We start from the raw sequence: 25553 nt of genomic DNA on the forward strand, positions 1-25553 counted from the left end.
CGATGTGATTCGAGGTGACGGCGTAGTTGAGGATCTGGAGTTGGTGTCGCTTCCTGACGACGTTGATAAAAGCCAAAAGCTTGGACTATTTCCTGTTGACAATGGAGATGAGGCAATCCTGCATCAATTTTCCCGACTGCATGTCCATCCACGGGCTTTGCACCGTGACGTCCACCTCGTCGCCCTTTCTGAACATGGCGGACTCCTCGCTGACAATCACCTCCCGGATGCCCTCCTGTGCTCTGTAAAACTCCACCACCGCAGCCACGGAATCGCCAGTGTGAAAGGCCATGCCTTGCATGCCGAGTTGTTCATTCAGGAATTTCGTGGTGCCGGGATGTTCCTTGGCGCCGGGATATACGGCCACCCCGAACTGTTCCGCGGCCGAGGCGATGCAGGGCATGAATGCAACGGCAAGAATGAAAAAAGTGCAGGCAAGCATTTTCGTTCGCATGACAGGGTCTCCTTGAAGTTTGTAATGGTACTTCCGTTTGAATCATCTTACGCGCAACTTTATCAAAAATGGCAGATGTTGCGACAAACACGAACAGCTAAGCAAATCATAATATCTATGGACAGTTAAAAACACAGACCTCTTCGGCGTGAACCATCCCTCCACAGTTCTGATAGCAAATCCGGTATTGCGCGTCACAACGTTCCGTGTCCGTGGTGCATGAAATATAAAAATTGCATTCGCTGGATTTTGGCTCCCTTCCTTGTCTGCGAATATTATCTCTGCATCGATCCTGTTCAAGCCTGTTACGATTGTTGCAGTTCTCAGCCTTCATCATCTCAAGTTGCTCACACTGCATCTTCATATTATCGCATTGAAAAATGCACGATTGGCCTTGGGGATCGTGCGGGGGACTGTAAGAGTACCGTGTATCGTAAATAGGACCACAGCCGCTTAACGGAAGCAAAACCGCCAAGACAATAAACCCAACAAGCACATACTGTGGCGTAAAACCTTTCCTTTCGAGCATGCCTTTCTCTCCTTGATCATGTCGTTGACGTTACCCTTGCCATGGCTGTCGATGATGGCGACAAAATTCATGACCGATCCTCCATGTCCGTCTGGATTCCTCGCCCTGTCCCGACTACCGGGACGGGGGATCAGCAAGGTGGGCATTGTAGGAGTCTGGTGCGGTTCCACTCACACCCTGGTGTATTCCGCGCTGTCCTCCTGAAACTCGGTGATTATTTCCTCGGTAAGGGTCGGTCGAAGCGAAGGGAGAATTTCCAAGAATGTCTCCGTGGTGACCCGATAATCATGCTGCAGGTTCAATTCCTGTTCAAAGGCGTGCTGCCGCACTTTCTGGAAAAGATACTCGATGTCCGCCGGAGTGAAGAGCGGGGTGAGGGAAACCAGTCTGTCCAGGTCGACAGATCCGCAATTTGTGCGCGCGATATAGTGCTCGAATATGGTTTTGCGCCCCTGCTCGTCGAGGCTGCCCACGGGAATGACGCAGTCGAAGCGGCCGGGTCTGAGCAGCGCCGCGTCCAGTTGCCGGATATAATTGGTTGCGCAAATGAGAAGATTTTTTCGGTTCCTCGCTTTGAGCAAAGGGACCTGCTTGAGAAATTCATTGGTGATGGACTTGTCGACCCGGGAGGCATGGTCGCGGCTGCCCGCAATTTCCTCGAACTCATCGATGAAGACAACCGTCTCATCCAAGTCATAGACCTTTTCCATGATATTCTTCAGGTTGGCCCCCAAACGGTCTTGACCGTCGGCCATCAAAACGCTCGGGCTGATTTCGATGTACCACCATTGAAGAATGCCGGCGATGGCCTTGACGAAATGGGTTTTTCCCGTGCCCGGGGGACCGAAAAAGATAATGGCCCTCGGCGGCGTAACCCCGTGCTTGCGGGCGAGGTCTGCTTGTTGGAGAGTACGGATAATCCTGTTATTCACCACCTGTTTCGGGGGTTGGGAGTCGGAAATGGTCTCCCAGACTGCCCGATCGATAACCTGCGCGCCGAGTTCCCGGAGACACTGGATACGCTTACTCTCCCTGGCGTCCTTGGTAACCGGATCAATGTTTTCAATGAAGTCGATACATGCCAGTTTGAGCCCCACGTCGCGTCCCAATCTTTCAGAAAGTACCCACTTGTGCTGAAGAATTCTGGACCAAAGCAGGGCAGTTGTTTCAGGATCGAACTTCAGGCCGGTTGCGGCAAAAATTTGCGCAGCGCCATCCCTCTGGTCAGAGATGGAACTGTCACCTGGGGCATCCTCGCTGTGGGAATTCACAGCATCTTTTTCGTCTATTGATTCCTTTGCTCCATTGTTCATGGTCGTTCCTTCTGAAGGCTGTTTGCTGTTTGGGGGGCGGACGATACCGTATAAGGTAGCACCTCGCATATCAAGTCATCAAACGGAATCCCGAAATCAAATTCATCTCACCCCGGCTGTCTTCTTGACTTCCTCAAAAGCCGCTGTATCGTAAATTCTTCGTTCCTACTCAGCACATTTCACGAGATGACACAGAGATCCGATTTGACGATTTTCGGCATCTCTCAGCTTTCCAGGTTTCGCTCCTCCCGCGCCTATCTCCATGCATGTCGAGGCCGTACCAGCACGCCGGGAGAGGTGCGACGAGCAGCCGCGGGCAGAAAAGCCCAGAACAAGTCGGTCCACGCGGGAGGAATGATATGAAAGATTCAATGCGGCTGCTCTGGATTGACCTGTTAAAAATACTCGCGATCTTCGGTGTCATTCTGCTGCATGCGTCCGCCCCATTTCTGGTGCCCTTCGAAGACTCCAGGCAGTGGTGGACGGGGAACGTCTATGACTCCCTCTCCCGGTGGAGCGTGCCCCTGTTTATCATGGCCAGTGGGGCTTTGGTGCTTCCGGGGGCGGACAAGGTGTTGTTGCGGGATTTTCTGTTGGTGCGCATGCGGCACATTCTCATTCCTTTTCTGGCCTGGAGCTTCATCTATTTTATCTACTCCATCCATGTAAAAGGCCAAGACTACGGTCTCCTTGACTTTTTTCCCATGGTGATTGCCGGACCGATCTACTATCACCTCTGGTTCATCTATATGCTGATCACCTTGTATCTCTTCGCCCCGGTGATCAGCGCCCTGCTGAATCTGGCTCCCCGTAAATTCGCCTGGTATCTTGTCGGAATCTGGCTGTGCTGGGCGTCGCTTTTGCCTGCGGTCCATGAACTGTTAAACCTGGAAACATATTTTGTTTCCGACTTGAACGAATACTCGGCCCTTAAGCTCTGCGGCTACTTTTTTCTGGGATACATGCTCAAGGAGAACGTTATCCACTCAAAGGGAGGATTGGTTATCCTGTTGCTCCTGTTTCTCATCGGTGGCGCCGCGACCATGACTGGGACCTATATGCTGAGTTCAAGAGCTGGGGAGTTCGTGCATTTCTTTTACGATTATTTCAGCATTACCGTCATGACCATGACGCTTGCCCTGTTTCTGTTTCTAAAAAGCGTCTTCCATACCCCTAAGGAGGAGGCGGAGGACGACAATGGTCGCAAGCACATGAATTCTCGGAAGCTGCTTCGAAAAATCTCAATGAGTGTTTTCGGCATCTACCTGGTACATGCCTTGATACTGGAGCTGTTGCGGGACGGCCGCCTGGGTTTTACAATCAACCATGGCAGCGCTTTCGGGATCGAAATACCCATTGCCGCGGGAATTCCCCTTTTTGCGGCAAGCATTTTTGTCGTATCGTTGGGCCTGATTCTTATCTTCAGCCACATTCCCGTTATAAGGAAGATAATCACATGACCACCACCAACCGGGTACCCGGCATTTTCATTGCTTGCGGCTGTTTTTTGTTCGCGATCGGAATCTGGACCGCTGCCCACGCGGAGATTCAATTTGTCGAGGACTATATCTCTTTCACGCAAATGGCCAAACGTCCCTTGCGCAACCTCCCCGAACGGGAAGCCTGGAAAAAGGCCGCCCCGGAGATTGTCGAGATTGCCATTCCTCGGCCAAATGAAGACTCCGGCCAGCCCGCGCTCTGGTACAATTCGCAATCAGACCAACCAAAACCCTTGCTGATCGTACTGCACAGCTGGAGCGACAATTACCTTCAGCACTACGGCATTCCGTACGCGGTCTTTGCCGTGAAGAACGATTGGATTTTCATGCATCCTGATTTTTACGGCCGATTCAATAATAAAGACGCGACAGGTTCGGAAAAGGCGGTCCAGGATGTGCTCCTGGCTCTGGAGTACGCCAAGGCCAATGCATCCGTCGACGAAAGTCGGATTTACCTGGCAGGATTCTCGGGAGGGGCGATGATGTCGTTGATCATGGTCGGCCGGCACCCGGAGCTGTTCACGGCAGCCCTGGCATCGGTACCGGTGTATGATCTCAAGGACTGGTACGCATACCTGAGCGGGTCTCAACTCAGGTATGCGGACGGCTACCAAAACGACATCAGAGCGTCCTGCGGCGGCAACCCCGTTTCGGCAGACCAAGCCGGCGAAGAATGCCGTCGGCGCAGCCCTTCGGCGTATCTGCCGGATGCACGCGGCAGAGAGGTGCAGGTCTATCTCTGCGGAGGCACGAGAGATCCTTTTGTTCCCCCCTCCCATGCCATCCGGGCCTTCAACGATCTGGCCGAGGAAAATGACCGAATTTCCGAGGAGGATTTCAGATACATCGATAAAACCAAGTCCCTGCCGGAAAATCTTCAAGGACAGGGCAAAACAGACCCGTTTTTCGAGAAGGCTGGTCTGCCGTTGGTTTTTAAGCGCAAATCAAACAATGCGACCATCGCTCTTTTCGACGGCGGCCACGATATTGTCTTCAATCAGGGGTTGCACTGGCTTGCGCAACAGCAGCGATGAGCATTTCTCATCCGGCTGCGCGCCGATGCGACTCCTCATCACTGTTCACACTGCAACATCAGGTATCTGCTCAGTACAATTTGCAGGTTTGCGAGCCTGTAAAACCCGGACATGTCAGCGGACCCCGGTGAGTGGTTACCGGAGTTATGAGGAAAAAAAATATGGAATACGTTTCAGGAAAGGATACTATCTCTTTGCGGACCGCGATGATCCTTGTTTTGGGGATGCTTGCGACAGTTTTTGCGTCATCAATTGCACACTCGCAAGAACCGGATTCTCTTGGCGAGCACTATACCATGCTGCAGCCGAATGAGAAATTCGACGGGAGAATGTCCGCACTCGAACTGAAGTTGATCAAAGAAGGTCTTGTGGATGTACAGATGCTTGATCCAGACATCCTCGTGGACCTGAAATATGCCCGGAAAAACAATTTCATGGGTATGAACGTCTACGGCGATTTCAAACGGGCCTATCTGCGCCCCGAACCTGCAATGATGCTCGTCCGGGCGAACACCATACTCCAAGAGCGTCACCCTGACCTGCGCATCCAGGTCGGCGATGCTTTGAGACCGCGTTCCATCCAACATAGAATGTGGGATCTTGTCGTGGACACGCCCATGCAGCCCTACGTGGCCAATCCTTTTACCGGTTCGATGCACAATCACGGAGCCGCGGTGGACGTAACGCTGGTCAATGTGCGTACCGGCAAAGAGTTCGACATGGGAACACCCATGGATCACTTCGGGCCTTTGGCGCAACCGCGCTTGGAAAATAAGTTTCTCCAGCAGGGCGAACTGACGGCGGAGCAGATCGCGAACCGCCATACTCTGCGGGACGTCATGGTTGATGCGGGATGGCATCCGCTGGCCATCGAATGGTGGCATTTCGATGCGTTTGCCAAGGATATCGTTCGAAAAAAATATTCCATCATTGAGTAGCTTTCATCCGGGCCTGGTGATTTCTGCCGGGGCCGAACCAAGGGGCTTTTCTCTCCTGTTTCAATGTCTCCCAGGCGCGCTGATCAAGCGGATTGCGCCGTTTCTGTCGGTATGCGAAAGATTGCCCGCCACGGTTTCATCCATTCCCTTTGCCCAGGACATCCATGACCGCCACCGACCACTGCGCCTTCCCCCCCCACACCCGCCTGGACTACAGTTTGGCCGACCTTCTGCCGATTCTGGAGCAGACCGGGGAACTGGATTCTCCCCGGACACAGGTTGTTCTGGATCAGGCCCGGCAGCGGGATATTGATCCAGCGGACCCCAAGTCCGGGCTGGACCTGCTTCTGGGCCTGAAGCTGACCCGGGCCAAGGCTCCGCGGGAGCGCCTGACCGAGGAATGCGTGCTCCGGGCAGTGGCAACGCGGTTCGGCTTGGAATTCAAGCGGCTGGACGTGCTGGAACTGGATTTGGAGGTCAGCACCCGGACCATTTCCGAGGGCTTTGCCCGGACCAACCTGCTGGTTCCGCTGCGCATCGTGGACGGGCATCTGGAAATTCTGGCCCACAACCCGTTCCGCCCGGAACTCCGGGAAGACATGTGCCGGGTCACGACCCTGCCGCTGCGGTTGTTTCTGGGCACCCGGGCCGAGATCACCCGGCTGATCGACGACTTCTACCAGTTCCGCCAGGCCGTGAAGGCCGCGGAACAGGAGTTTCTCAGTGCGTCGGAATCCCTGGCCAACCAGGAGCAGCGGGTCCGGGTCGGGGAGCGGTCGGATCCCGGCTCCCAGAAGCATGTCAGCAAGGCCGTGGACTATCTGCTGCACACGGCCCTGCGGGAACGGGCCAGCGACATCCACCTGGAGCCCAAGCGCGACGCATCCCTGGTCCGGTTCCGCATCGACGGCGTGCTCCATCCCCTCTACCGCCTCCCACTGACCGTGCACCAGGCCATGATCAGCCGACTCAAGGGCCTCAGCCGCCTGGACATTTCCGAAAAACGGCGGCCCCAGGACGGACGGGTGCAGCTCGTTTTGGACGACATCCGGACAGATGTCCGGATCTCCACCATTCCGGTGGCCTTTGGGGAAAAGATGGTCCTGCGGCTGCTCTCCAGCGACACCACGCTGAAGAAGCTGGACGAGCTGGGCATGGAGCCGGATCAGCTTCACCTCTTCCGCTCCTTCCTGGCCCGCTCCAACAGCCTGGTGCTGGTCACCGGCCCCACGGGAAGCGGCAAGTCCACCACCCTGTATTCGGCCATGAAGACCCTGGCTCATCCTGGCGTGAACGTGCTCACCCTGGAGGACCCCATCGAAATGGTGGTGGACGAGTTCAACCAGATCGGGGTTCAGCCCAAAATTGGAGTGGATTTCGGCCAGGTGCTCCGACACATCCTGCGCCAGGACCCGGACATCGTGATGATCGGGGAAATGCGCGACCTGAACACGGCCCAGGAAGCGGTCCAGGCCGCCCTGACCGGCCATCTGGTCCTCTCCACCCTGCACACCAACGACGCGGCCTCTTCCATCACCCGGCTGTTGGATCTGGGGCTGGACGCCTTTCTGATCAACGCGGCCCTGGCCGGAATCGTGGCCCAACGCCTGGTGCGCACCCTCTGCCCGCACTGCAAGGTGCCGATCCAAACCCCGGAGGACCAGGCCGTACTATGGCGAAGCAGTGGCCTGGACGTACCGGAAACGGTCTGGGCCGGACCGGGCTGCGAATTCTGCCGCAACACCGGCTACCTCGGCCGCACCGGCATCCACGAAATTTTGCCCTTTGACGAGGAGATCCAGGACGCCGTGCGCCGGGACACGAACCTCACCGCCCTGCGCCGCCTGGTACGCTCCAAGGGCGTGGCCAACCTGTTCCAGAGCGGGATCGTCAAGGTGCTGGCCGGGCTGACGACCATGGACGAGGTCGTTCGCGTAACAGGTGGGGTGAACGGGTGATCCGCGTCGGCATCGGGCTTTCAAAACGAAAATCGGCTCAGGTGGCTTTGCTCACTCCCTCGTCTCACCCCCGGTCGCACCTCGCTTGATCAGCCCTCCGCTCCAGCGATAAAGTGAGACTATCCGGCCCTGATTTCCTTGAGCAAATCAGGGTGTCGGTCAAGCACCTTGAGGAGCTTGACCAGGGCCAGGGGTGGCCTTGTCTGTCCGGTTTCATATCGTGAAAAGGCACTGACCCCGCCACCGAAAATCAAGGCCGCCTCTCGTTGATCCAGAGCAAGTTTCTTGCGTACGCTGGCAATGAACATGGGGTCGATGCATGATGCGTTGACCTGATTGTTGAACTCCATCATCTCGGAACTGACCCGCCTCGACTCGGCGGCATCAAGGAGCACCTCGCCGCAGGCCGGGCAATAGTCACCCGTCACGTCCTGGATTACGGTCGATTCGCCTTTGTAGGTATACGGCTTATCTCGGATATCTTGAATCATTTCCGCGGAATCGCAAAATGGACATTTCATGATCACAGCTCCTTGAAGGATACGATAAGCACGTCCTCAATGACGGTCAGCTTGATATAGATTTTGCCCGCTGAAGTGAGGGGCCTGTAAACGTCCTGCCAAATCCGATGGTCTGTATACGTGGTCATGCTCTTGTAGAAGTCTTTCGCTGTCAACGACAAGATAATCTCAACCATGTCGTCAAAACCATAATTCAGCGCCGCGGCACCTGCCAGGGCCGACATGGTTGAACGAACATTTCCTGCTTTCACCAGTTCTTTGACCAACGACAGACTGCAATGCGGCGTCTTTTTCTCCATGTTCGAAAAACCTTTCAGGCCTTCATTTCGTTAAAAAGGACATCCGCAAGGGACTGCTTGTTGCATCAGGCCTGCTCCCGGTCCCGCGCCCCCTGATAGACCTTGGCCAATCCACCCTGGGCCGTTTCCCGGTACAGACTGGGCAGGTCGTGGCCGGTTTGCTGCATGGCTTCCACCACCTGATCGAAGCTGATCAGATGGCGTCCGTCAGAGAGCATCGCGAATTCCGCCGCGGCCAAGCCACGAATGGCCGCAAAGGCGTTGCGCTCAATGCAGGGGACCTGGACCAGCCCCAGGATCGGATCGCAGGTCAGCCCCAGGTGGTGTTCCAGACCGATTTCCGCCGCGTATTCGATCTGATGCGGCGATCCTCCCAAGAGTTGCGCCGCGGCGGCCGCGGCCATGGCGCAGGCCACGCCCACTTCCCCCTGACATCCCACCTCGGCTCCGGAAATGGAGGCATTGTGCTTGACCACGTTGCCCACCAGACCGGCGGTGGCCAGGGCCCGCAGCAGATACTCGTCTTCCAGGCCGAGGTCCCGTTGCAGGTAAAACAGCACAGCGGGCAGCACGCCGCAGGAACCGCACGTCGGCGCGGTGACCACGAAGCCGCCGGCGGCGTTGTGCTCGGACACGGCCAGGGCATAGGCCGAGAGCAGCCCGGTCCGACCGGCGGAGCGGCGCAATTGCTTGGCCCGGGTCAAAAAGCCCCGGGCCTTGCGTTGCAGATTCAATCCTCCGGGCAGCGACCCTTCCTCGTCCAACCCGGCGGCGATGGCCTCCTGCATCTTCAGCCAGACAAAACCCAGATGGTCCCACAGGTCCGACCCTTCCACCGCCTCGGCCAGGGCCCAGAGAGGCTTGCCCCGTGACCCGGCCTGGTCCAGAATTTCCTTCATGGTCGTCTGAACGTACCGACTCGGAGTTTCAGCCTTCCCCAGTCCGGCCTCCCGCAACTCCCCTCCGCCGATACTGAAGACGGTCCAGGAGCCCAAAGAGCTCCCATCCGCGGCCAAGGCCTCGAACAGCATCCCGTTGGGATGTTCATCCAGCGCTTGGTCGCTCCAAACCACGTCGCAAGGCAAAGGCGACAAGCCCTGGGTCACCGCCTGGTCCGTCAAGTGACCGCGCCCGGTCAGACTCAAGCTGCCGTACAGCGTGACCCGCACCCTGGCGGCTTGCGCATGGCGCGCCCGAAACATTTCCGCTGCCCGGCGCGGCCCCATGGTATGACTGCTGGACGGCCCCATCCCGTAGCGGTACAACTCGCGTAATGATTGCATATCCGTTCTCCCTTCGTCGTCAAAACACGTGAAAAACGTGCTCCCAAGTCAAAACCGAACAGAAAAATCGTCTTTCCCATTTGTCTTCATGTTCGCATGCCAGGCCCATCCTCTTCATTTCCATCCGCCCCGCTTCCTCCATATTCCAGAACCAGAATGCTGATATCGTCCGGGATTTTCCGGTCTCCGACAAAGTCGGTGACCACGGATGAGAGTCCTTGAGCCAATTCCTCCGGAGGCGCATGGCGCAGGGAGCGCAGTGTGTCGTGCAGACGTTCTTCCCCGAACAACCCGCCGGACGGGTCGGGAGCTTCCTCCACGCCGTCGCTGAGCAGGACGACTTTGTCGCCGGGGCCGAGCAGCACGTTTTCCTGTCCAAAGGGAATGCCCTGCAAACCGATGATCGTCCCGGATACCGTCAGTGGGCGTAATTCTCCGGCGTGAGGAATGACGATGGGATGGCACTGGGCCGCGTTGCTGTAGCGCATCTCGCCGGACGCCGTGTTCAGTACGGCGTAGACCACGGTGAAGTGCCGTTCGAAGCGCATGAAGGGAAATTCCCGGTTCAGGATGTTCAGGACCTCTTCCGGTTCGCGAATCCGCGGCGGCGAGATGCCGTGGTCCAACAGAACTCCGGTCAGCGGGTTCATCAACTGATAGGCCAGCACGGAGATCATGGAGGAGGAAAAATCGTGGCCGGCCACGTCCAGCAGGTACAGTCCGATATGGGACTCGTCCAACGGGACGATGTTCAAAATATCCCCGCCCACGGCATCGCAGGGCTTGAAGCGCCAGGCGAAGCGCACGTTCTCCAGTTCCGGAAGCCGACGCGGCAAAAGGGCGTGCTGGATGCAGCCGGCGGCCTTCAGGGACTCGTTGATTTTATCCTGCTGGACGATCAGTTCCTGCTTTTGCCGCTCCAGGGTCGTCACGTCGTACAGGATCAGCAGGACCATTTCCTGGCCCTGATATCGCACATAGCGGGTGCTGAATTCAAAGTGCCGCTCTTCGGGCAGGCCATCAACGAAAAACGTGTGGATCAGTTTCTCCCGATCCGTGGGCACCTTTTTGAGCATGGTGGCCAGGGCGCTTTGTCGCAACGGACACTGAGAGCAATTGCTGGTCTCACCGCACAACCTGTCTTCCGTCTCGGCGAAAACACAGTGCAGGGCATTGCCGCAACGCTTGCCCAGCATCTCTTCACGGGACAAACCGAACAGCACCCGTGAGGCGTCGTTGACTTCCCGCACCTGCATCTCGCCATCGGCCAGCAAAACCAGGGAAGGGATGTTTTCCAGCAGGATGTTCAGGAATTCATTGGATTCCCTCAGATCGCGCGGTTCCATGGGCATGACGGGGGTACTCCTGAAAGATGCAATGATACGGGGATTGAACTGGAGACGGTTACTCCTTGGCAACACATTTGACAATGCCTTGACCTGAATCATTACAGTGGTAAACAACGGCAAACGAAAGAGAGCACCTGAACGCATGTCCACTTCTCCTCATTACCAAGCCCGCCGCGAGGACCGGATCGCCATCGATTCCGTTAACCTGCCGTTCATGGGTTCCCGGGTCGAGGATTCGGCCATCTTTCAATACCTGCTCATGGACATCAGCATGCACGGGGCCAGGATCGTTCTGCCCCAGTGGGTGGTCAAGCGGGAAATCCTGCACCAGGGCGAGCGGATCGACTTCCATCTGCCCTTTCTGTTCGAAGGGGAAACCTTCAACCAGGGCAGCGTGGCCTGGGCGACCTGGGACGACAATCTGGGCGGTCTGGCTTGCGGCGTGCGCATCGATGCCCGAACCCCGCTGTATTATCCGGTTTACGTCAGCTTCGAGGGCAAATCCATCACCATTGATTTGACCGACCTGCCAACGGCGGAAAGCCTCCTGGAGAAGATCCTCAAGGACACCATCCTGCTTAAAAAGGGAATCCTGATCTATCTCAAGCACCTCAAGCCGATCCTGACCCGGACCACGGGGTACGACGCCGCCACGCTACGCCGGTTGCGCGGTTTTTTGTTCGAGGATATGCACGGACTGGTTCTGAAAAACATTGAACAGCTCAAGGTGTTTCGGGGCAATATCAGCCACGGGGTCTGCTCCATCAACCGCATTCAACAGGTGTTCGACCTTGAGGAACTTCGCGAAGTCATGGAACCGGAACTGGACGCCGCGGTCTGGAGTTCGGCTTTTGAGCAGGACGTCATGCGCCAGTATCTGGCCGCCATCGTGACCCTGGAAAAGAAGATCTTCTACAATTACAACACGCTGGTCATGCTCTACGCCCATGCCCTGGCCAAGCCGGATCCGGCCTGTCCGGATCACTGACCGGCCCACCGGCCAGCCTGAAACACGCATTTGGAGGAAGATTCATGGAATACCAACTCACCCGACACAACGACATCCAACTCGTTACAATACTGGCCGATAAAATCGTACATGCCAACGCGGACGGCTTCAAAACCGCGATGATCGATCTGATCCACAAGGGCGGCAATCGCATTCTGATGGACCTCTCCAAGGTAGGCTTCATCGACTCCCGCGGCCTTGGGGTGCTCATTTCCTTGTTCAAAAGCCTCGGCCCCGGCGGAATGCTGAGCTTGTGCGTGGTCAACGACAGTGTCTGCAAGGTGTTCGAGGTCACCAAGCTTGACCGTGTCTTCAGCATTCATCCGGATGTGGAGTCGGGCCTGGAGGCCATGCGGGCACAATAATTCGCGTTTCAAAACAGGTTCCCCTTCCCGATGTAAATGCCGGACATGGCCACTTCCAAACACTTCCAGGCATGGCGCCAACGAGGGTTGTTCTTCCTAATCCTGTTGGCCTTCGCCGTGAGCGCCCATTTCGGCTACGCCGCGATCCACCAGGATCGAGTGCTTTTCCGTCGGGCCGAGCAACAGTTTCAGGCCGGCAATCCGGCCCAGGCCATGCATTTGTATCAAGCGGCCCTGGATTTGGGCCTGCAATGGCCTCAGGCCCTGATCCGGGTGGTGGAAGCGGCCCTGGCCTCCGGGAATGAAGCCGCCGCCGAGCAAGGCCTGAACAACCTGCTCCAGTCCAGGGTCCGGCCCTTGCCCCCGGAGTTGCGCAACCTGGCCGGATTGTTCGACCGTTTCGGTCGTCCGGAACTGGCCCGTGAACTCCTGGAGCACTATCCGCGCCAACTCCTGGCCAGCCCCGACCTGTCCCTGTATCTCGCCGGACTGTATCGTCGGGCCGAGTGGTTTCATGATGCGGAACTGCTCTACCGGCGACTTCTGGACGTTCCCGGGTTCCAGGAGATCGCCGCCCTGGAACTGGCCGTCACCTACCTGGCCATGGGCCGGACGGAGGATGCCGAGTCCCTTCTCCGAACGTCATTGGAAACAGCTCCGGACAACCGCGAACTCCGCATTCATCTGGCTCGCGTCCTGACCGGACAAGGCCGATTCCACGAAGCCATCGAGGAATACAAAATCCTACTGGGAGACAGCTGATGCCTCGCCTGACACCCTTCGTCCTCGGCGCTTTGCTGGTTCTGCTGAGCACTCTCGCCACCCAGACCGCCGCCCAGACCCCGGCCGGCCCGGACAGGCCTGCCCCGTCCCTCCCCGGTCCCGGCGACGAGATCCCGGACTGGCAGGCCTGGTTGGAACTGGCCCGCCTGCAAAGCTACGTGGAGCAGTTCGACGATTCCCTGACCTCCTACGACCGGGTGCTGCGCGACAGGCCGGACCATGTTCAGGCCCGCCTGGAGCGGGCCAAGGTCCTGACCTGGGCCGGACGCCAGGAGGAAGCCTGGAAGGACCTGCAATCCATCCCGGAACGTGCTCTGGACGACGAAACCCGGCTGATAATGGCCGATCTGCATGCGGCCCGGCAGGACTATGACGCCGCGACGCGCATTTACGAAGCCCACCTGGAACACCGCCCCGGAGACGACCGGGTGCGGCTGAAACTGGCCGAAGTCCTTTCCTGGGCCGGAAGCTATCCCGAGTCCCTGAAGCAATACGAACTGCTCCTGGAAAAATTACCCCAGGACGTCCAACTCCGCCGCAAATACGCCTTCGTGCTCTCCTGGGCGGGACGTCACCAGGATGCCATTCGGGCATTGCAAGGAACATTGGAGTGATCCGGTTCAAGGGGGGCATGGGTTCAGTGGTTCACGGTTCAGGAGTTGAAAGTTGATGGGGCGGGGACGGTCGGGAAGGTATGAAACATCTGTTTATCAAATCACGCAAACCTCTTTTCTCGCTGCGTGCGGACTTCGGTCGGCCATCGCCCCTGCTCCGTCCGCTGCTCGTGGCCGTCCTGACGGCCTCCCTGGCCTTTCCACCCTTTTTGTTTCGCGCCCCGTCCATGGGGCTGGCCGCGGAAAGTACTGCCCCATCAGGCCGGACCATCGTCCCGGCTTGGTCTCAAATTTCAGATCATGATGCCCGACTGGAGTTGGCGAGATTGCTCGGACGGGACCAGGAAAATCTGCCGGCGGCCCGGCGGCAGTATGAGCTGCTGTACCGGGACGATCCTGACGATCCGGAGGTGATTCTGGAATTGGCCGGGGTGCTGGGGCGCTTATCCGCCCATCAGGACGCCGTTCGCATCCTGACGGACCTGCCCGGGGATCGCCTTGGCCCGGAACAACGCCTGGACCTGGCGGCACGGTTCGCCGCATTGGGACATGCGGGCCGGTCCCGGACCATTCTGCTCGACCTGCTGGCCGAACGTCCCGGGGATCTGGAACTGACCTTGCGGGCGGCCAACATCATGCTGGGTTGGGGGGATTTCTACCGGGCTGAGACCCTGCTTCGGACGCTTTTGGGCGATCCGGCGTTGAGCGCTGCCCAGAGCCGGACGATCCGGCTGGAATTGAGCGCGACACTGCTCGCGGCCCAACGCTACGAGCAGGCCGAAGGGCTGTTGCGCGGCCTGCTGCTGGACGACCGTTCCGACCCGGATGCCTGGGCCGCTCTGACCGGGCTGCGTTTGGCCGAACAGGACTTCAAGGGTGCGATGGACATCCTGGACGCCGTGCCTCCCCGAGCCTTGGACCATGTCGCTCTCCTGCGCCTGCGCGGCCAAACTCTGTACCAGGCCGGTGAGTTGGAGGCCGCCCTGGATGTTCAGCAGGCGCTTGCGGCCACTCCCGGCTACAGCACTGACGACGAACTGGCCCTGGCCCGGACCCTGCTCCGCCTGGGACAGGAGGACCGGGCCGAGGCGGCTCTGGCTTCGATTCTGGACCGCGTGCCGGATCATATTGAGGCTCGCTTTCTCTGGATCGCTCTGCCCGGACAGCCAGACCACGGCGGGGATAGGGCCCGCCTCGTCCAGCCGGACGATCCGCTCCAATCACCGACAGGCGAGGGCTTCAGCCTGCGCCGCCCCATGTCCTCCGTCGCACCGGACGATCCACGCTATTCCGCCGACGGGCTACGTCAGAAAATCCGTCCCGCGACGTCCCCACGCCGCACCATGCGGACGCCGACGCATCCCCTGGGCCATGGCGTCCTCGTCCATCCCCAATTCATTGATCATCTGCGTCAAGCCTTCCCCTCTCCCGATCAGCTCGCGGCCTGGGGAGCGCTCTACGCCCTGGCCGGGGTCCGTGAACCGGCCAGGAAATGCTACCTTGCCGCGCTGGAGCTGGACCCGGACTTTTTTCCGGCCCGTCTGGGTCTGGCGGAAATCAACGCTTCGCTGCAAGACTACGATGGTTCCCTGAATGAGCTGGACGCCCTGCTCCACGACCTGCCCCAGGTTTCCAAACTGCTGCTGACCCGGGCCAGGGTGCTTTCCTGGGCAAAACGCTACGACGACTCCCTGGCGGCCTACGACGCCCTGCATCGGTTGCGCCCCGAAGACCCTCTGCCTCTGCGCGAAGCGGCCAGGGTCGCCATGTGGGCCAAACAGGCCGAGCAGGCACAAGACCTCTACCGGGCCATGCAGGTTTCCGACGACCTGCGCGGCCTGATGCCCAGAGCGGACGCCCTGCGCTTCCGGGTCCGGCAAACGGAGCTGAATGAAGCATTGGGCGAGGTGATCCGGGAACTGCGGGACGGGCGGGCCTATCCCGTCCGGGAACGGCTTGAAGCCGCGTATGCAATGCATGGTTCGGAACTTGCCCAAAATACAGCACGGGACACAGCCCAGGACATCGAACGCCTGCTGGCCGACCTGCTGCCCGCCTACCGCGTTCAGCGGGCCGCCCACCTGGAAGAGCAGGCCAAGATGCTGACCTGGAACCGCCGAGGACTTCCGGCCCTGGATGCCTATACCGAGCTGCTGGAAGCCCAGCCTGGCAACCAGGAAGCCTTGTTCGATCTGGCCCAGGCCCAATGTTCCCTGGGGCTGCACGACCAGGAAATGGCCACCTGTTTGGAACTCTTGAATCTCGACCCGCTGCATGGCCGGGCCGGGCTGGCTGTGGAACGGATCCAGAGCCGTTCTCGTCCCGCGCTGCGCGCTGATTACGGTTTTTGGAACGAACAAGGACAGGGTGGGGCCCGGCTTTCGGCCATGCGTCGGCATCAGGGTACGCTGACGGGCGAGCTGCCCTTGGGCACGGCACGGTATCACCTTTTCGCGTCCCAACACGTCTGGTCCGAACGGCCCGGAAGCCTGGACGACCTGCATGTGGATGTCCGGGATCGGCTGGAAAAGGAGTATTCCGCCCAAGGCCAGACCTTTGGGCTGCGCGGCGTGCTCACGCCTTGGCTGCGCGGCCATGCCGCGTTCACCCGCAAAAGCTACGACTCTTCCGAAGTACAGGATCAGAACCTGGGCGTGGCCGGGGTGGAACTCAACCTGCGGGACGTGGTCAGACTGGGACTGGAGTATGAACGACGTCAGGAGTTGTCCAATGGCCTGGCCCTGACCGGGGGCGTTCTCTACGACGCCTGGCGATTGACCGCCACCTCGCCGCTGACCAGACGGCTGGATTTGGGACTGACCGCGGAATACGCGGGCATGAGCGACGACAACCAGGGCCTGGCCCTGCGGGGAGACCTGGGCCTGGGCCTCACCGATCACCCACGGGAACTCAAAATTACGCTCACCGGAGAACACCGCCACTTCCGCCGGGAATCCGAGTACTTCTACGACGGCCCGACCCTGATCGGCATTGATCATCCCTACTGGACTCCCCGCAACTATTCGGCAACGGCCCTCACCCTGGAGTGGCGGCACGACCTGGCCGAGATGCATTTCTGCGGTGCCAGGCAACATTGGTACAACCTGAAGCTCTCCACCGGCACGGACACCGACGCCAACCCGGGCCTGCGCCTGGAAGGCGAATACCAGGTGGACCTGGGCCGGGGCTGGAGTCTGGGCCTCCAGGGCCTCCTGCACCGCTCCCGCCAATGGGATGCGGAAGGGGTCTGGGCTGGATTGGAGTATCGATTTTAATGCAACAACCCTCCAAGAAAAACGCCATTCTCTCCATGGTCCTGGTAGCGACCATGATGACCGTTTTTTTGTACCTGATGGTCCGGACCTCGCTGTTTCTGGTCGCGGATTACCATTGGTACGAAAAGAGTCTGGCCTTGCTCCTGCTTCTGGCCGAGGCCTTCACCATGACCCACGCCTTCGGGTATTTCCTGAACCTGTATCGGGTCATCTCGCAGCCAGCGGGCCTGAAGCCCAAACTGTCCATGGACAACGTCCCGGAACTGAAGAGTTATCCCCCGGTGGCCATCATCGTGTCCTCCTACAAGGAGCCCCTGTCCATCCTGGAGGACACCCTGACCTGCTTCTACAACCTGACCTATCCCAACAAGCACATCTATTTTCTGGACGACACCCGCTACGACCGGCCGGGGGACGATCCAGAGGAGATGCGCCGCTATCGGGAGCAAATCGACGATTTGTGCCGACGGATCGGCGTGAACCTTTTCCGCCGCCAATGGCGTGGAGCCAAGGCCGGGATGATCAACGACTTTCTGGATTTCGTTGAAGGCAAACCCAGGGAGGGCTTTGAATTCACCTCCTTCGAAGATCGACAACGTACGGAAAAGGAAAAGTACATCATTGTCTTCGACGCGGACATGAACCCTCTGCCGGACTTCGTGGACCCGCTGGTGGCCTTCATGGAAGCCAACCCCAGGCTGGCATTTATCCAGACTCCGCAATACTACACCAACTTCGAGACCAACCGCGTGGCCCGGGCAGCAGGATTGCAGCAGGCTGTGTTCTACGAATACATCTGCGAGGGCAAAAGCATGCAGGACGCCATGTTCTGCTGCGGCACCAACGTCATCTTCCGCCGCGAGGCCCTGGCCGACGTGGACGGGTTCGAGGAGTCCTCGGTAACCGAGGATTTCGCCACGTCCCTCAAATTTCACTCCAAGGGATGGAGTTCGGCCTATCTGAACAAGGTCTGCGCTTTCGGCATGGGGCCGGAGGACCTGGGAGGCTACTTCAAACAGCAGTTCCGGTGGGCCCTGGGCACGGTGGGGCTGTTCCGGCAAATTATCGGCTCCTTCATCCACAATCCGCGCCTGCTGAGCGCCCACAAATGGTGGGAGTATTTTCTTTCAGGAACCCATTACTTCGTGGGCTGGGTGCTGTTCGTGATGATGCTCTGCCCGATTCTCTATCAATTTTTCGCGGTGCCCAGCTACTTCGCCCACCCGGAAATCTATTTTCTGTTCTTTTTCCCGTACATTCTCCTGACCATCACCCTGTTCCTGTACTCCATGGGCCAGCGCCGCTACGGATTCAAGGAGCTGGGCATCGGCATCGTGCTCCAGGCCATCACCTTTCCGGTCTATATGCGCGCCTCCTTGCTGGGAATTCTCGGCGTCCGCGGCACCTTCGGCATCACGCCCAAGGGAGGCAGCATGAGCCTGCCCCTGTACGCACTGTGGCCCCACGTCCTGATGGCCGGCTTCTGTACCGCGGCCATGGTCTGGAGCGTCAACCGGATCTATTTCGAGCGCGATCCGCTCTGGGCGATCATCGTCAACGGCCTCTGGTGCACCTATCACTGTCTGCTGGTCTCCTCGGTGATTTATTTCAATCATCCCGAGGAGGACGTCGTATGAGGTCCGCGGTCAACCGCCGCGCCGCACGGTTCGCGTCGCCCATCATCCTGACGGTGGCCTTGCTTTGTCTTTCCGCTTTTTCCTTCGCCGAACCGGACGGATCTGACGGATCGGGCCTGTTTTTCGGCGTGGCCCTGGACGGCTATCCGTTGACCAAAGACCGCCTGCGCGAGGTGCGCTCCGATCTGGGGCTGCATCCGTCCATGGTGGTCTTTTTCCTCCAGTGGCCCGAAAATCCCGAAAACGGACATTTTCCCTGGGAAACGCTGCACGCCATAGACGCCTTCGACGCCCTGCCCTGCCTGACCTGGGAGCCCATGTTCATCCGCCACGGAGAGGAACAGGTCATCCTGGCCGAAGACATCCTGGGCGGCGCATACGACGCCTACATCCGCAACTTCGCCCGGTCGGCCAGGGACTATGGACGACCGCTGTTGATCCGTTTCGCCCACGAGATGAACCTTTCGCGCTATCACTGGGGGGTGCGTCCCGAGGAGTACGGCCCAAACGCGCCCGGAATCTATCAGGAAATGTTTCGCCATGTGGTCCGGATATTTCGGCGGGAGCAGGCCGACAACGCGCTCTTCGTCTTCTGCCCCAACGCGGAATCCCAGCCCCATCCCATCTGGAGCGAGAACGGGGCCTGGAACACCGCCGCGGCCTACTATCCAGGCCATGAATACGTGGATATCCTGGGCCTGGACGGCTACAACTGGGGCACGACCCAGAATCTGGCCGAACACGGATGGAACAGCACGTTCCGCGACTTCGCGGAGATCATGCGCCCGATGTACGAGGAACTGCGAGCCCTGTCCCCGGACAAGCTCCTGGTGGTCTTTGAGACCGCCAGCGCCCGCCAGGGCGGAGACAAAAGCGCCTGGATCAGACAGGCGCTACGGACCATGGAGTCCTGGACCGTGGCCGGGTTCGTCTGGTTCGAGGCGGACAAGGAAGTGGACTGGCGGCTCGCCGTGGGGTTGGAGCCCGAAATGATCGATTTCCTGCGTGCCCGCACCACCCAACGGGCTGTTGATGTTCTCGGACCGCTTGCCGGAGTCGTGGAGTGATTTCCAGGAAAGCCAAGTCGGTCCCCTCCCCTATCCCTTCCCCCGCCCTGCACCCCTGGATGGACCTGTTTCTGGAATACATCCTGGTGGAAAAGGGACTTGCGGAAAACAGCGTGGCCGCCTACACCACGGACCTGGAGTCCCTGCAGCGGTTTCTGGGTCGCGAAGGCCTGGACCTGGACATGTTCTCCAGCCGACACGGCCTGCTTTACCTGCTGCATCTGCGCCAGACCGGATTGCAAAACCGTTCCCTGGCCCGGCATCTGGCCACGTTGCGCGGCCTGTTCGCGTTTTTGGTCCGGGAGCGGCTGATCGCTGAAAATCCCCTGGAAAAGCTGGAGAACCCCAAGCTGCCCCGCCACCTTCCGGACGTACTCAGTCGGGAGGAGGTCACGGTCCTGCTGGCCCAGCCGAACAGCAACGACAAGCTGGGATTCCGGGACCGGACCATGCTCGAACTGCTTTACGCCGCGGGGTTGCGGGTCTCGGAACTGATCGGCCTGCGTCCCGGGGACGTGGATTTGCAGGCCGGATTGCTGCGGGTCTTCGGCAAGGGCCGCAAGGAGCGGGTGGTGCCGATGCACGCCTCGGCCGGGAAATATCTGGAGATCTATATCCAGAACTGGCGTCCGGCCTTTTCGCCGAAAGCGGAGGTTCTGTTTCTGAACCGTTCCGGCAAGGGACTGACCCGGCAGGGAGTCTGGAAGCTGATCAAGGCCTACGCCCGAAAGGCCGGAATCCGCCAGCCCATTTCCCCGCACACCCTGCGTCATTCCTTTGCCACGCACCTGCTGGAAGGCGGGGCCGACCTGCGCACCGTTCAGATTCTCCTGGGCCACGCAGACATCCTGGCCACGGAAATCTACACCCATGTCCAGACTTCGCGCCTGAAGAGCCAGCACCAGAAACATCATCCAAGAAGCCGTCCCCCGGCCTCCCAGAACCAAACTTCCAAATAGCTCCGAAACCACTCCCCTGCCCCCGTCTCCAAAATCCTTAACCTAAACCGCGACCACAAAATGCCCACATCCCCCAAAACCCTGATCACCGCCCACAACAATGCCGACTTCGACGCCCTGGCGGCCATGGTGGCCGCGGGCAAGCTGTATCCGGACGCGGCGCTGATTTTTCCGGGCAGTCAGGAAAAGAACCTGCGCAATTTTTTCATTCAGAGCGCGACCTATCTTTTCAATTTCCAGTCCATGAAGGAGATCGACACCTCGGCCGTGGAGCGGCTGGTGGTGGTGGACACCCGACAGCGCTCCCGGGTGGAGCATGTCCGCTCCGTACTGGATCTGCCCGGCCTGACCATTCACCTCTACGACCACCATCCTGACTCGGAGGAGGATCTGCCGGCCCAGAAAAGCGTGGTCCAGCCCTGGGGATCGACCACGGCCATCCTGATCCGGGAAATCCGGGACTTGGGATTGTCCGTGTGCCCGGACGAGGCCACGATCATGGGGCTGGGCATTTACGAGGACACCGGAGCCTTCACTTTTTCCTCCACCACCACCCACGACTTCGACGCGGCCTCCTGGCTCCTGGCCCAGGGCATGGACCTGGACACCATTTCGGACCTGATCACCCGGGACCTGAGCGCGCAGCAGATCAATCTGCTGCACGCCATGCTCGGCACTGCCGCGGTGCACGACATCAACGGGATCGAAGTGGTGATCACCGAGGTCAGCGTGGACGAGTACGTGGGAGATTTCGCCGTGCTGGTGCACAAGCTGGTGGACATGGAGAACATCCGGGTACTCTTCGCCCTGGCCCGGATGAACGACCGGGTGCACCTCATCGCCCGCAGTCGGCGGCCGGAGGTGGACGTGGGGCGGATCTGCGGCTTTTTCGGCGGCGGAGGCCATGTCTACGCCGCCTCGGCGACCATCAAGGACCGCACCCTGTCCGAGATCAAGGAAGAGCTGTTCGCCCTGCTCTACTCGCACATCAACCCGCAGATCCTGGTCCGAAGCTTCATGTCCAAGCCCGCGGTCACCGTGCCCCAGGGCACGACCCTGATCCAGGCCACGGAAATCATGACCCGCTATGGGCTGAAGGCCATTCCCGTGGTCCGGGAGGACGGGGGCTGCGTCGGCATCCTGGAGCATCAGCTTTCGGACCGGGCCGTGGGCCACGGCCTAGGCGAGCTGACCGTGGACGAGTACATGCAGCGGGACGTGGCCGTGCTCACGCCCGAGGACGATCTTTACGCGGTGATGGAGATCATCCTGGGCCAGAAGCAGCGGTTGGTGCCGGTGCTGGAGGACGGGCACGTGACCGCGGTGATCACCCGTACGGACCTGATCACCATCTTCATCCAGGAATCCGCGCGGATTCCTGAGTTCCTGCTGCCCGAGCGCAAGAGCGAGCGCAACATCAAGAGCATGCTCCGCTCCCGGCTGCCGGAACCGATCCTGAGCCTGTTGGAACACGCCGGGGCCCTGGGCCAGGCCATGGGTGTGAACGTCTATGCCGTGGGCGGCTTTGTCCGGGACATCCTGCTGAACCGCCCGAACCTGGACATCGACCTGGTGGTGGAAGGCGACGGGATCGGCTTTGCCCAGCTCTTCAGCCGCGAACTGGACGGCCGGATCCGGATGCACAAGAAATTCCAGACCGCCGTGGTCATCCTTCCGGACGGCCAGAAGGTGGACGTGGCCACGGCCCGCCTGGAATATTACCAATACCCCACGGCCCTGCCCACGGTGGAACTCTCCTCCATCAAGATGGACCTCTACCGCCGGGACTTCACCATCAACGCCCTGGCAGTGCGCCTGACGCCGGACCATTTCGGCAATCTGGTGGACTTTTTCTCGGCCCAGAAGGACATCAAGGAGAAGAGCATCCGCGTCCTGCACTCCCTAAGCTTCGTGGAGGACCCGACCCGCATCCTGCGGGCCATCCGCTTCGAGCAGCGCTTTCACTTCCGGATGGACCGCCAGACCGAACGGCTGATCAAGAACGCCATGAACCTGAACCTGTTCCAGAAGCTCTCCGGTCGCCGACTGTTCCAGGAACTGCGGCTGATCATGGAGGAACGTGAAGTCCTGGCCTGCTTCCGGCGCATGGACGGCTTCACCCTGCTCCAGGTGCTCCATCCTCTGCTCAAGCTCACCGACCAGTTGGAAACCACCCTGGACGAAGTGGAGCAGGTTCTGAACTGGTACCGCCTGCTCTACCTGGAACCCACGGCCCAGTCCTGGAAACTCTATTTCCTCGGCCTGGCCTCGGCCCTGGACGACGCCCAGTTTCAAATCCTGATGCGACGCTTGAACTTTTCGGATAAAGACGAAGCATCCCTCTGGGGCATGCGCCGGACCCTGGATGCAACCATTCACCTCCTGAGCCAGTGGCAAGGCCGCGGCGGGCCCGTGAGCGAGCTGTTCTTCATCCTCAACCAACTGCCCCTGGAGTCGGTTCTGTTCCTGATGGCCCGGGGCCAGAAAGAGGAAATGCGCCGGAACATCTCTCTGTTTCTGACCCAACTCAGAACCCAGAAGGTCGCGGTGACCGGCAAGGACCTCAAAGCCATGGGTTTGCCTCCCGGGCCGCACTACTCCGAGATCCTGCGGGCCGTCCAGGCGGCCATGATCGACGGCGTGGCCCCGGACCGGGGCAGTCAGTTGGTTCTGGCCGGGAAGCTGGTGGATGAGTATAAACGGATCGCGCCTTCACGGAGTGCAAATGGAAAGATCATTCAGTAAGCAAAGCAACACAAGGAGACACAGCATCATGATCCGATCTCGTTTTCGGCGCATCTCGCGCCTGTGGGTTCACGCCGCGTGCGTCTTTGCGGCCATGATCACGGTTTTTGCACCACTCTTTTTGGCCGGTCCGGCTCAAGCCCGGTCTTTTCAGGACATTCTGGACAGCGGAGAACTGCGGGTTTGCTTCGCGCCGATCCATCCATCGGTGGTCCAGGCCGAACCCGAGGGATGTCGGGAGGACTGCCGTTTTTCCGGCCCGGCTTTCGAGGCGGCGCAGGCATTCACGGCTTTTCTTGGAGACTCGATGACCATGCGCACCCTGCGCATCGATTGGGACGAGCAGTTTTTCAACGACCAGGGACGCACCGACCGGGACGCGGAATACGTGCCGGCCTTGCTGGATTCCGGGCACTGCGACCTGTACCCCAACAACCTGACCAAAAATTCCTGGCGGCTCCAAAAAATGGACATCGTGACCATGTTCACCAACCGGATGATGGTGCTGGTCAATGCAGAAAGTCAAAGCACGATCCGTGGTCCGTCCGAACTGGGCGGGAAGGTCGCGGTGGTGGAAAAAGACACCTCCTACCACACCTGGCTTCAGGACCGAAACCAAACGACTTTCAAAGACGAACCAGTGGATATCCGCCTCCAGCCCACCGCCGACGGTCTGAATAATTTGGCGCGGGGGCGGGCCGACTTCACGGTGATCGACGCGGATGCGGCGTTCTGGATTATCCGTCATCAGTTTCCCGACCTGATCATGGCTTTTCCCGTGGGGTCCATGGAAGAGGTGGGCTGGGGGATTCGCAAGGAGAGTCCGGAATTGCGCCAAGCCTTGCAGGATTTTTTCGACCAGCAACGCGCCGGACGCGATTCAGCCCTGAACGCGACATGGAACCGCCATTTCGGCATGAATCTGAACCAATTCATCAGCCTGCTCGGCTCGATGCAGGAATAACCTCAGGAGAGTCCGCCATGCCCACCCAGTTCAGGTCCGCCCCCACCAAGCTCGTCTGGAAAGGTCTTGTCTTCGCTCTGCTTTTCCTTCTGCTCTGCCCGTTTTTTTCCATCTCCCCGGCCCAGGCGCGCGGCCTGGAGGAAATCCGGGAGTCCGGAGAACTGCGGGCCTGCATCGTCCCGGTGACCCCTGCCTACGTGACTTTTGTCGATCCGATCTGCCTGGAGGATTGCCGGGTCTCCGGGCCGGTCCCCAGAGTGGTGGAGGCCGTGGCCGCGGCCTTGGGGCCGGACGTCCGTCCGATTTTTCATCGTCTGGAGTGGGACGAGCAGTTTCATAACGCCGAAGGCCGGACCGCCCTGGAGGCCGAATACACTCCGTACCACCTGGAAACCGGACGTTGCGACGTCTACCCCACCCACCTGACCAAGAATGAATGGCGGCTGAAAAAATTGGATTTCGCCATCCTGTTTCTCAACCGGATCATGGTCATCGTCCATCAGGACCGGCTGCCCGAGTTCACATCCATGGACGATCTGGCCGGAAAAACAGCCGGGGTGGCGTTGAACACCAGTCTGCACACCTGGGTCCTGGAGCAAAATCAGGAGGCGTTCCGGGACGACCCGATCCAGATACGGCTGATCGACTTCGGAGCCGAACTGGGTTCCGTGGAGTCCGGGCTCGCGGACTTCACGCTGTTGGACGCGGAAGTTTCCCTGTGGGAGTCCGTGAACCGCTTCCAGAACCTGAATGTGGCCTTTCCAGTGGGACCGATGGAAGAAATCGGCTGGGCCTTCAGTCGCCAAAACCAGGATCTGCGGGATGTTGTGCAAGCCTTCTTCACCGAACAAGTCAGGACCGAAACCTCGGCCTTGAACAGCATCTGGAAAGAGGAGTACGGACTGACCCTGAGCCAGTTCCGGGCTTTGATCCAGGCTACCCAGTAGGATAACCGAAT

The 25553-nt window shown here is 59.4% G+C and carries 22 protein-coding genes; 15 read left to right on the forward strand and 7 right to left on the reverse strand.

The window, feature by feature from the left end; genetic code table 11:
- Positions 1–85: 85 nt before the first annotated feature.
- The 3 genes from AC559A_RS09330 to AC559A_RS09340 form a co-directional block, all read right to left on the reverse strand.
- Positions 86–454, reverse strand: a complete 369-nt coding sequence (locus tag AC559A_RS09330; protein WP_498817687.1) for a hypothetical protein — start codon at positions 452–454, stop codon at positions 86–88.
- Between the two features lie 115 nt (positions 455–569).
- The gene (locus AC559A_RS09335; protein ID WP_498817688.1) at positions 570–983 is read right to left on the reverse strand and encodes an Aq_678 family protein; all 414 of its coding nucleotides are present in this window, start codon (positions 981–983) and stop codon (positions 570–572) included.
- Between the two features lie 170 nt (positions 984–1153).
- Positions 1154–2365, reverse strand: coding sequence for an ATP-binding protein (locus tag AC559A_RS09340; protein WP_498817690.1), 1212 nt, complete (start codon positions 2363–2365; stop codon positions 1154–1156).
- A gap of 197 nt (positions 2366–2562) precedes the next feature.
- Here AC559A_RS09340 and AC559A_RS09345 point away from each other — a divergent pair, with 197 nt between their 5' ends.
- The 4 genes from AC559A_RS09345 (at position 2563) to AC559A_RS09360 (ending at position 7725) form a co-directional block, all read left to right on the forward strand.
- Positions 2563–3756, forward strand: a complete 1194-nt coding sequence (locus tag AC559A_RS09345; RefSeq protein ID WP_498817692.1) for an acyltransferase — start codon at positions 2563–2565, stop codon at positions 3754–3756.
- Positions 3753–4829: an alpha/beta hydrolase family protein gene (locus AC559A_RS09350; RefSeq protein WP_051434402.1), complete on the forward strand. Its 1077-nt coding sequence runs from the start codon at positions 3753–3755 to the stop codon at positions 4827–4829. The genes AC559A_RS09345 and AC559A_RS09350 overlap by 4 nt, the downstream gene beginning before the upstream one ends.
- 161 nt (positions 4830–4990) lie before the next feature.
- On the forward strand, positions 4991–5767 hold the full coding sequence (locus tag AC559A_RS09355) for a M15 family metallopeptidase (RefSeq protein WP_498817694.1): 777 nt from the start codon (positions 4991–4993) through the stop codon (positions 5765–5767).
- A gap of 164 nt (positions 5768–5931) precedes the next feature.
- Positions 5932–7725, forward strand: coding sequence for a GspE/PulE family protein (locus AC559A_RS09360; protein ID WP_498817695.1), 1794 nt, complete (start codon positions 5932–5934; stop codon positions 7723–7725).
- Positions 7726–7844: 119 nt separating this feature from the next.
- On the opposite strand, the gene AC559A_RS09365 is transcribed toward AC559A_RS09360, so the two are convergent.
- The 4 genes from AC559A_RS09365 to AC559A_RS09380 all read right to left on the reverse strand — a co-directional run bounded on the left by AC559A_RS09365 (position 7845) and on the right by AC559A_RS09380 (position 11180).
- A complete protein-coding gene (locus AC559A_RS09365) occupies positions 7845–8246 on the reverse strand; it encodes a type II TA system antitoxin MqsA family protein (protein ID WP_498817696.1) in 402 nt (133 codons plus the stop codon).
- 2 nt (positions 8247–8248) lie between these two features.
- The gene (locus AC559A_RS09370; RefSeq protein WP_498817697.1) at positions 8249–8545 is read right to left on the reverse strand and encodes a type II toxin-antitoxin system MqsR family toxin; all 297 of its coding nucleotides are present in this window, start codon (positions 8543–8545) and stop codon (positions 8249–8251) included.
- A 65-nt stretch (positions 8546–8610) separates the two neighbouring features.
- The gene (locus AC559A_RS09375; protein WP_498817698.1) at positions 8611–9828 is read right to left on the reverse strand and encodes an L-serine ammonia-lyase, iron-sulfur-dependent, subunit alpha; all 1218 of its coding nucleotides are present in this window, start codon (positions 9826–9828) and stop codon (positions 8611–8613) included.
- A gap of 86 nt (positions 9829–9914) precedes the next feature.
- Positions 9915–11180 (reverse strand): SpoIIE family protein phosphatase, encoded by a 1266-nt coding sequence (locus tag AC559A_RS09380; RefSeq protein ID WP_498817699.1) that lies wholly within the window; start codon positions 11178–11180, stop codon positions 9915–9917.
- Positions 11181–11319: 139 nt separating this feature from the next.
- Here AC559A_RS09380 and AC559A_RS09385 point away from each other — a divergent pair, with 139 nt between their 5' ends.
- The 11 genes from AC559A_RS09385 to AC559A_RS09435 all read left to right on the forward strand — a co-directional run bounded on the left by AC559A_RS09385 (position 11320) and on the right by AC559A_RS09435 (position 25542).
- Positions 11320–12165, forward strand: a complete 846-nt coding sequence (locus AC559A_RS09385) for a PilZ domain-containing protein (RefSeq protein WP_498817700.1) — start codon at positions 11320–11322, stop codon at positions 12163–12165.
- A gap of 44 nt (positions 12166–12209) precedes the next feature.
- On the forward strand, positions 12210–12551 hold the full coding sequence (locus tag AC559A_RS09390; protein WP_498817701.1) for an STAS domain-containing protein: 342 nt from the start codon (positions 12210–12212) through the stop codon (positions 12549–12551).
- A gap of 45 nt (positions 12552–12596) precedes the next feature.
- Positions 12597–13313 (forward strand): tetratricopeptide repeat protein, encoded by a 717-nt coding sequence (locus AC559A_RS09395; RefSeq protein ID WP_498817702.1) that lies wholly within the window; start codon positions 12597–12599, stop codon positions 13311–13313.
- Positions 13313–13948, forward strand: a complete 636-nt coding sequence (locus AC559A_RS09400; protein ID WP_498817703.1) for a tetratricopeptide repeat protein — start codon at positions 13313–13315, stop codon at positions 13946–13948. Before AC559A_RS09395 ends, AC559A_RS09400 begins: the two co-directional genes overlap by 1 nt.
- A gap of 80 nt (positions 13949–14028) precedes the next feature.
- Positions 14029–17223, forward strand: a complete 3195-nt coding sequence (locus AC559A_RS09405; RefSeq protein WP_498817704.1) for a tetratricopeptide repeat protein — start codon at positions 14029–14031, stop codon at positions 17221–17223.
- Entirely contained in the window at positions 17223–18860 is a 1638-nt protein-coding gene (locus AC559A_RS09410; protein ID WP_498817705.1) for a glycosyltransferase family 2 protein, read from the forward strand. Before AC559A_RS09405 ends, AC559A_RS09410 begins: the two co-directional genes overlap by 1 nt.
- Positions 18857–19927 (forward strand): glycoside hydrolase family 26 protein, encoded by a 1071-nt coding sequence (locus AC559A_RS09415; protein WP_498817706.1) that lies wholly within the window; start codon positions 18857–18859, stop codon positions 19925–19927. Before AC559A_RS09410 ends, AC559A_RS09415 begins: the two co-directional genes overlap by 4 nt.
- 59 nt (positions 19928–19986) lie before the next feature.
- Positions 19987–20886 (forward strand): site-specific tyrosine recombinase XerD, encoded by a 900-nt coding sequence (gene xerD, locus AC559A_RS09420; RefSeq protein WP_498817719.1) that lies wholly within the window; start codon positions 19987–19989, stop codon positions 20884–20886.
- A gap of 60 nt (positions 20887–20946) precedes the next feature.
- Positions 20947–23631 carry a CBS domain-containing protein gene (locus AC559A_RS09425; RefSeq protein ID WP_498817707.1) on the forward strand — a complete coding sequence of 895 codons (2685 nt, stop codon included), beginning with the start codon at positions 20947–20949 and terminating at the stop codon, positions 23629–23631.
- A gap of 28 nt (positions 23632–23659) precedes the next feature.
- Positions 23660–24595, forward strand: a complete 936-nt coding sequence (locus AC559A_RS09430) for a transglycosylase SLT domain-containing protein (RefSeq protein ID WP_498817708.1) — start codon at positions 23660–23662, stop codon at positions 24593–24595.
- A gap of 17 nt (positions 24596–24612) precedes the next feature.
- Positions 24613–25542, forward strand: a complete 930-nt coding sequence (locus AC559A_RS09435) for a substrate-binding periplasmic protein (RefSeq protein WP_498817709.1) — start codon at positions 24613–24615, stop codon at positions 25540–25542.
- Positions 25543–25553: the final 11 nt, after the last annotated feature.

Source organism: Desulfonatronum zhilinae, from assembly GCF_900182865.1.
In the GTDB taxonomy this organism is placed as follows: Bacteria; Desulfobacterota; Desulfovibrionia; order Desulfovibrionales; family Desulfonatronaceae; genus Desulfonatronum; species Desulfonatronum lacustre.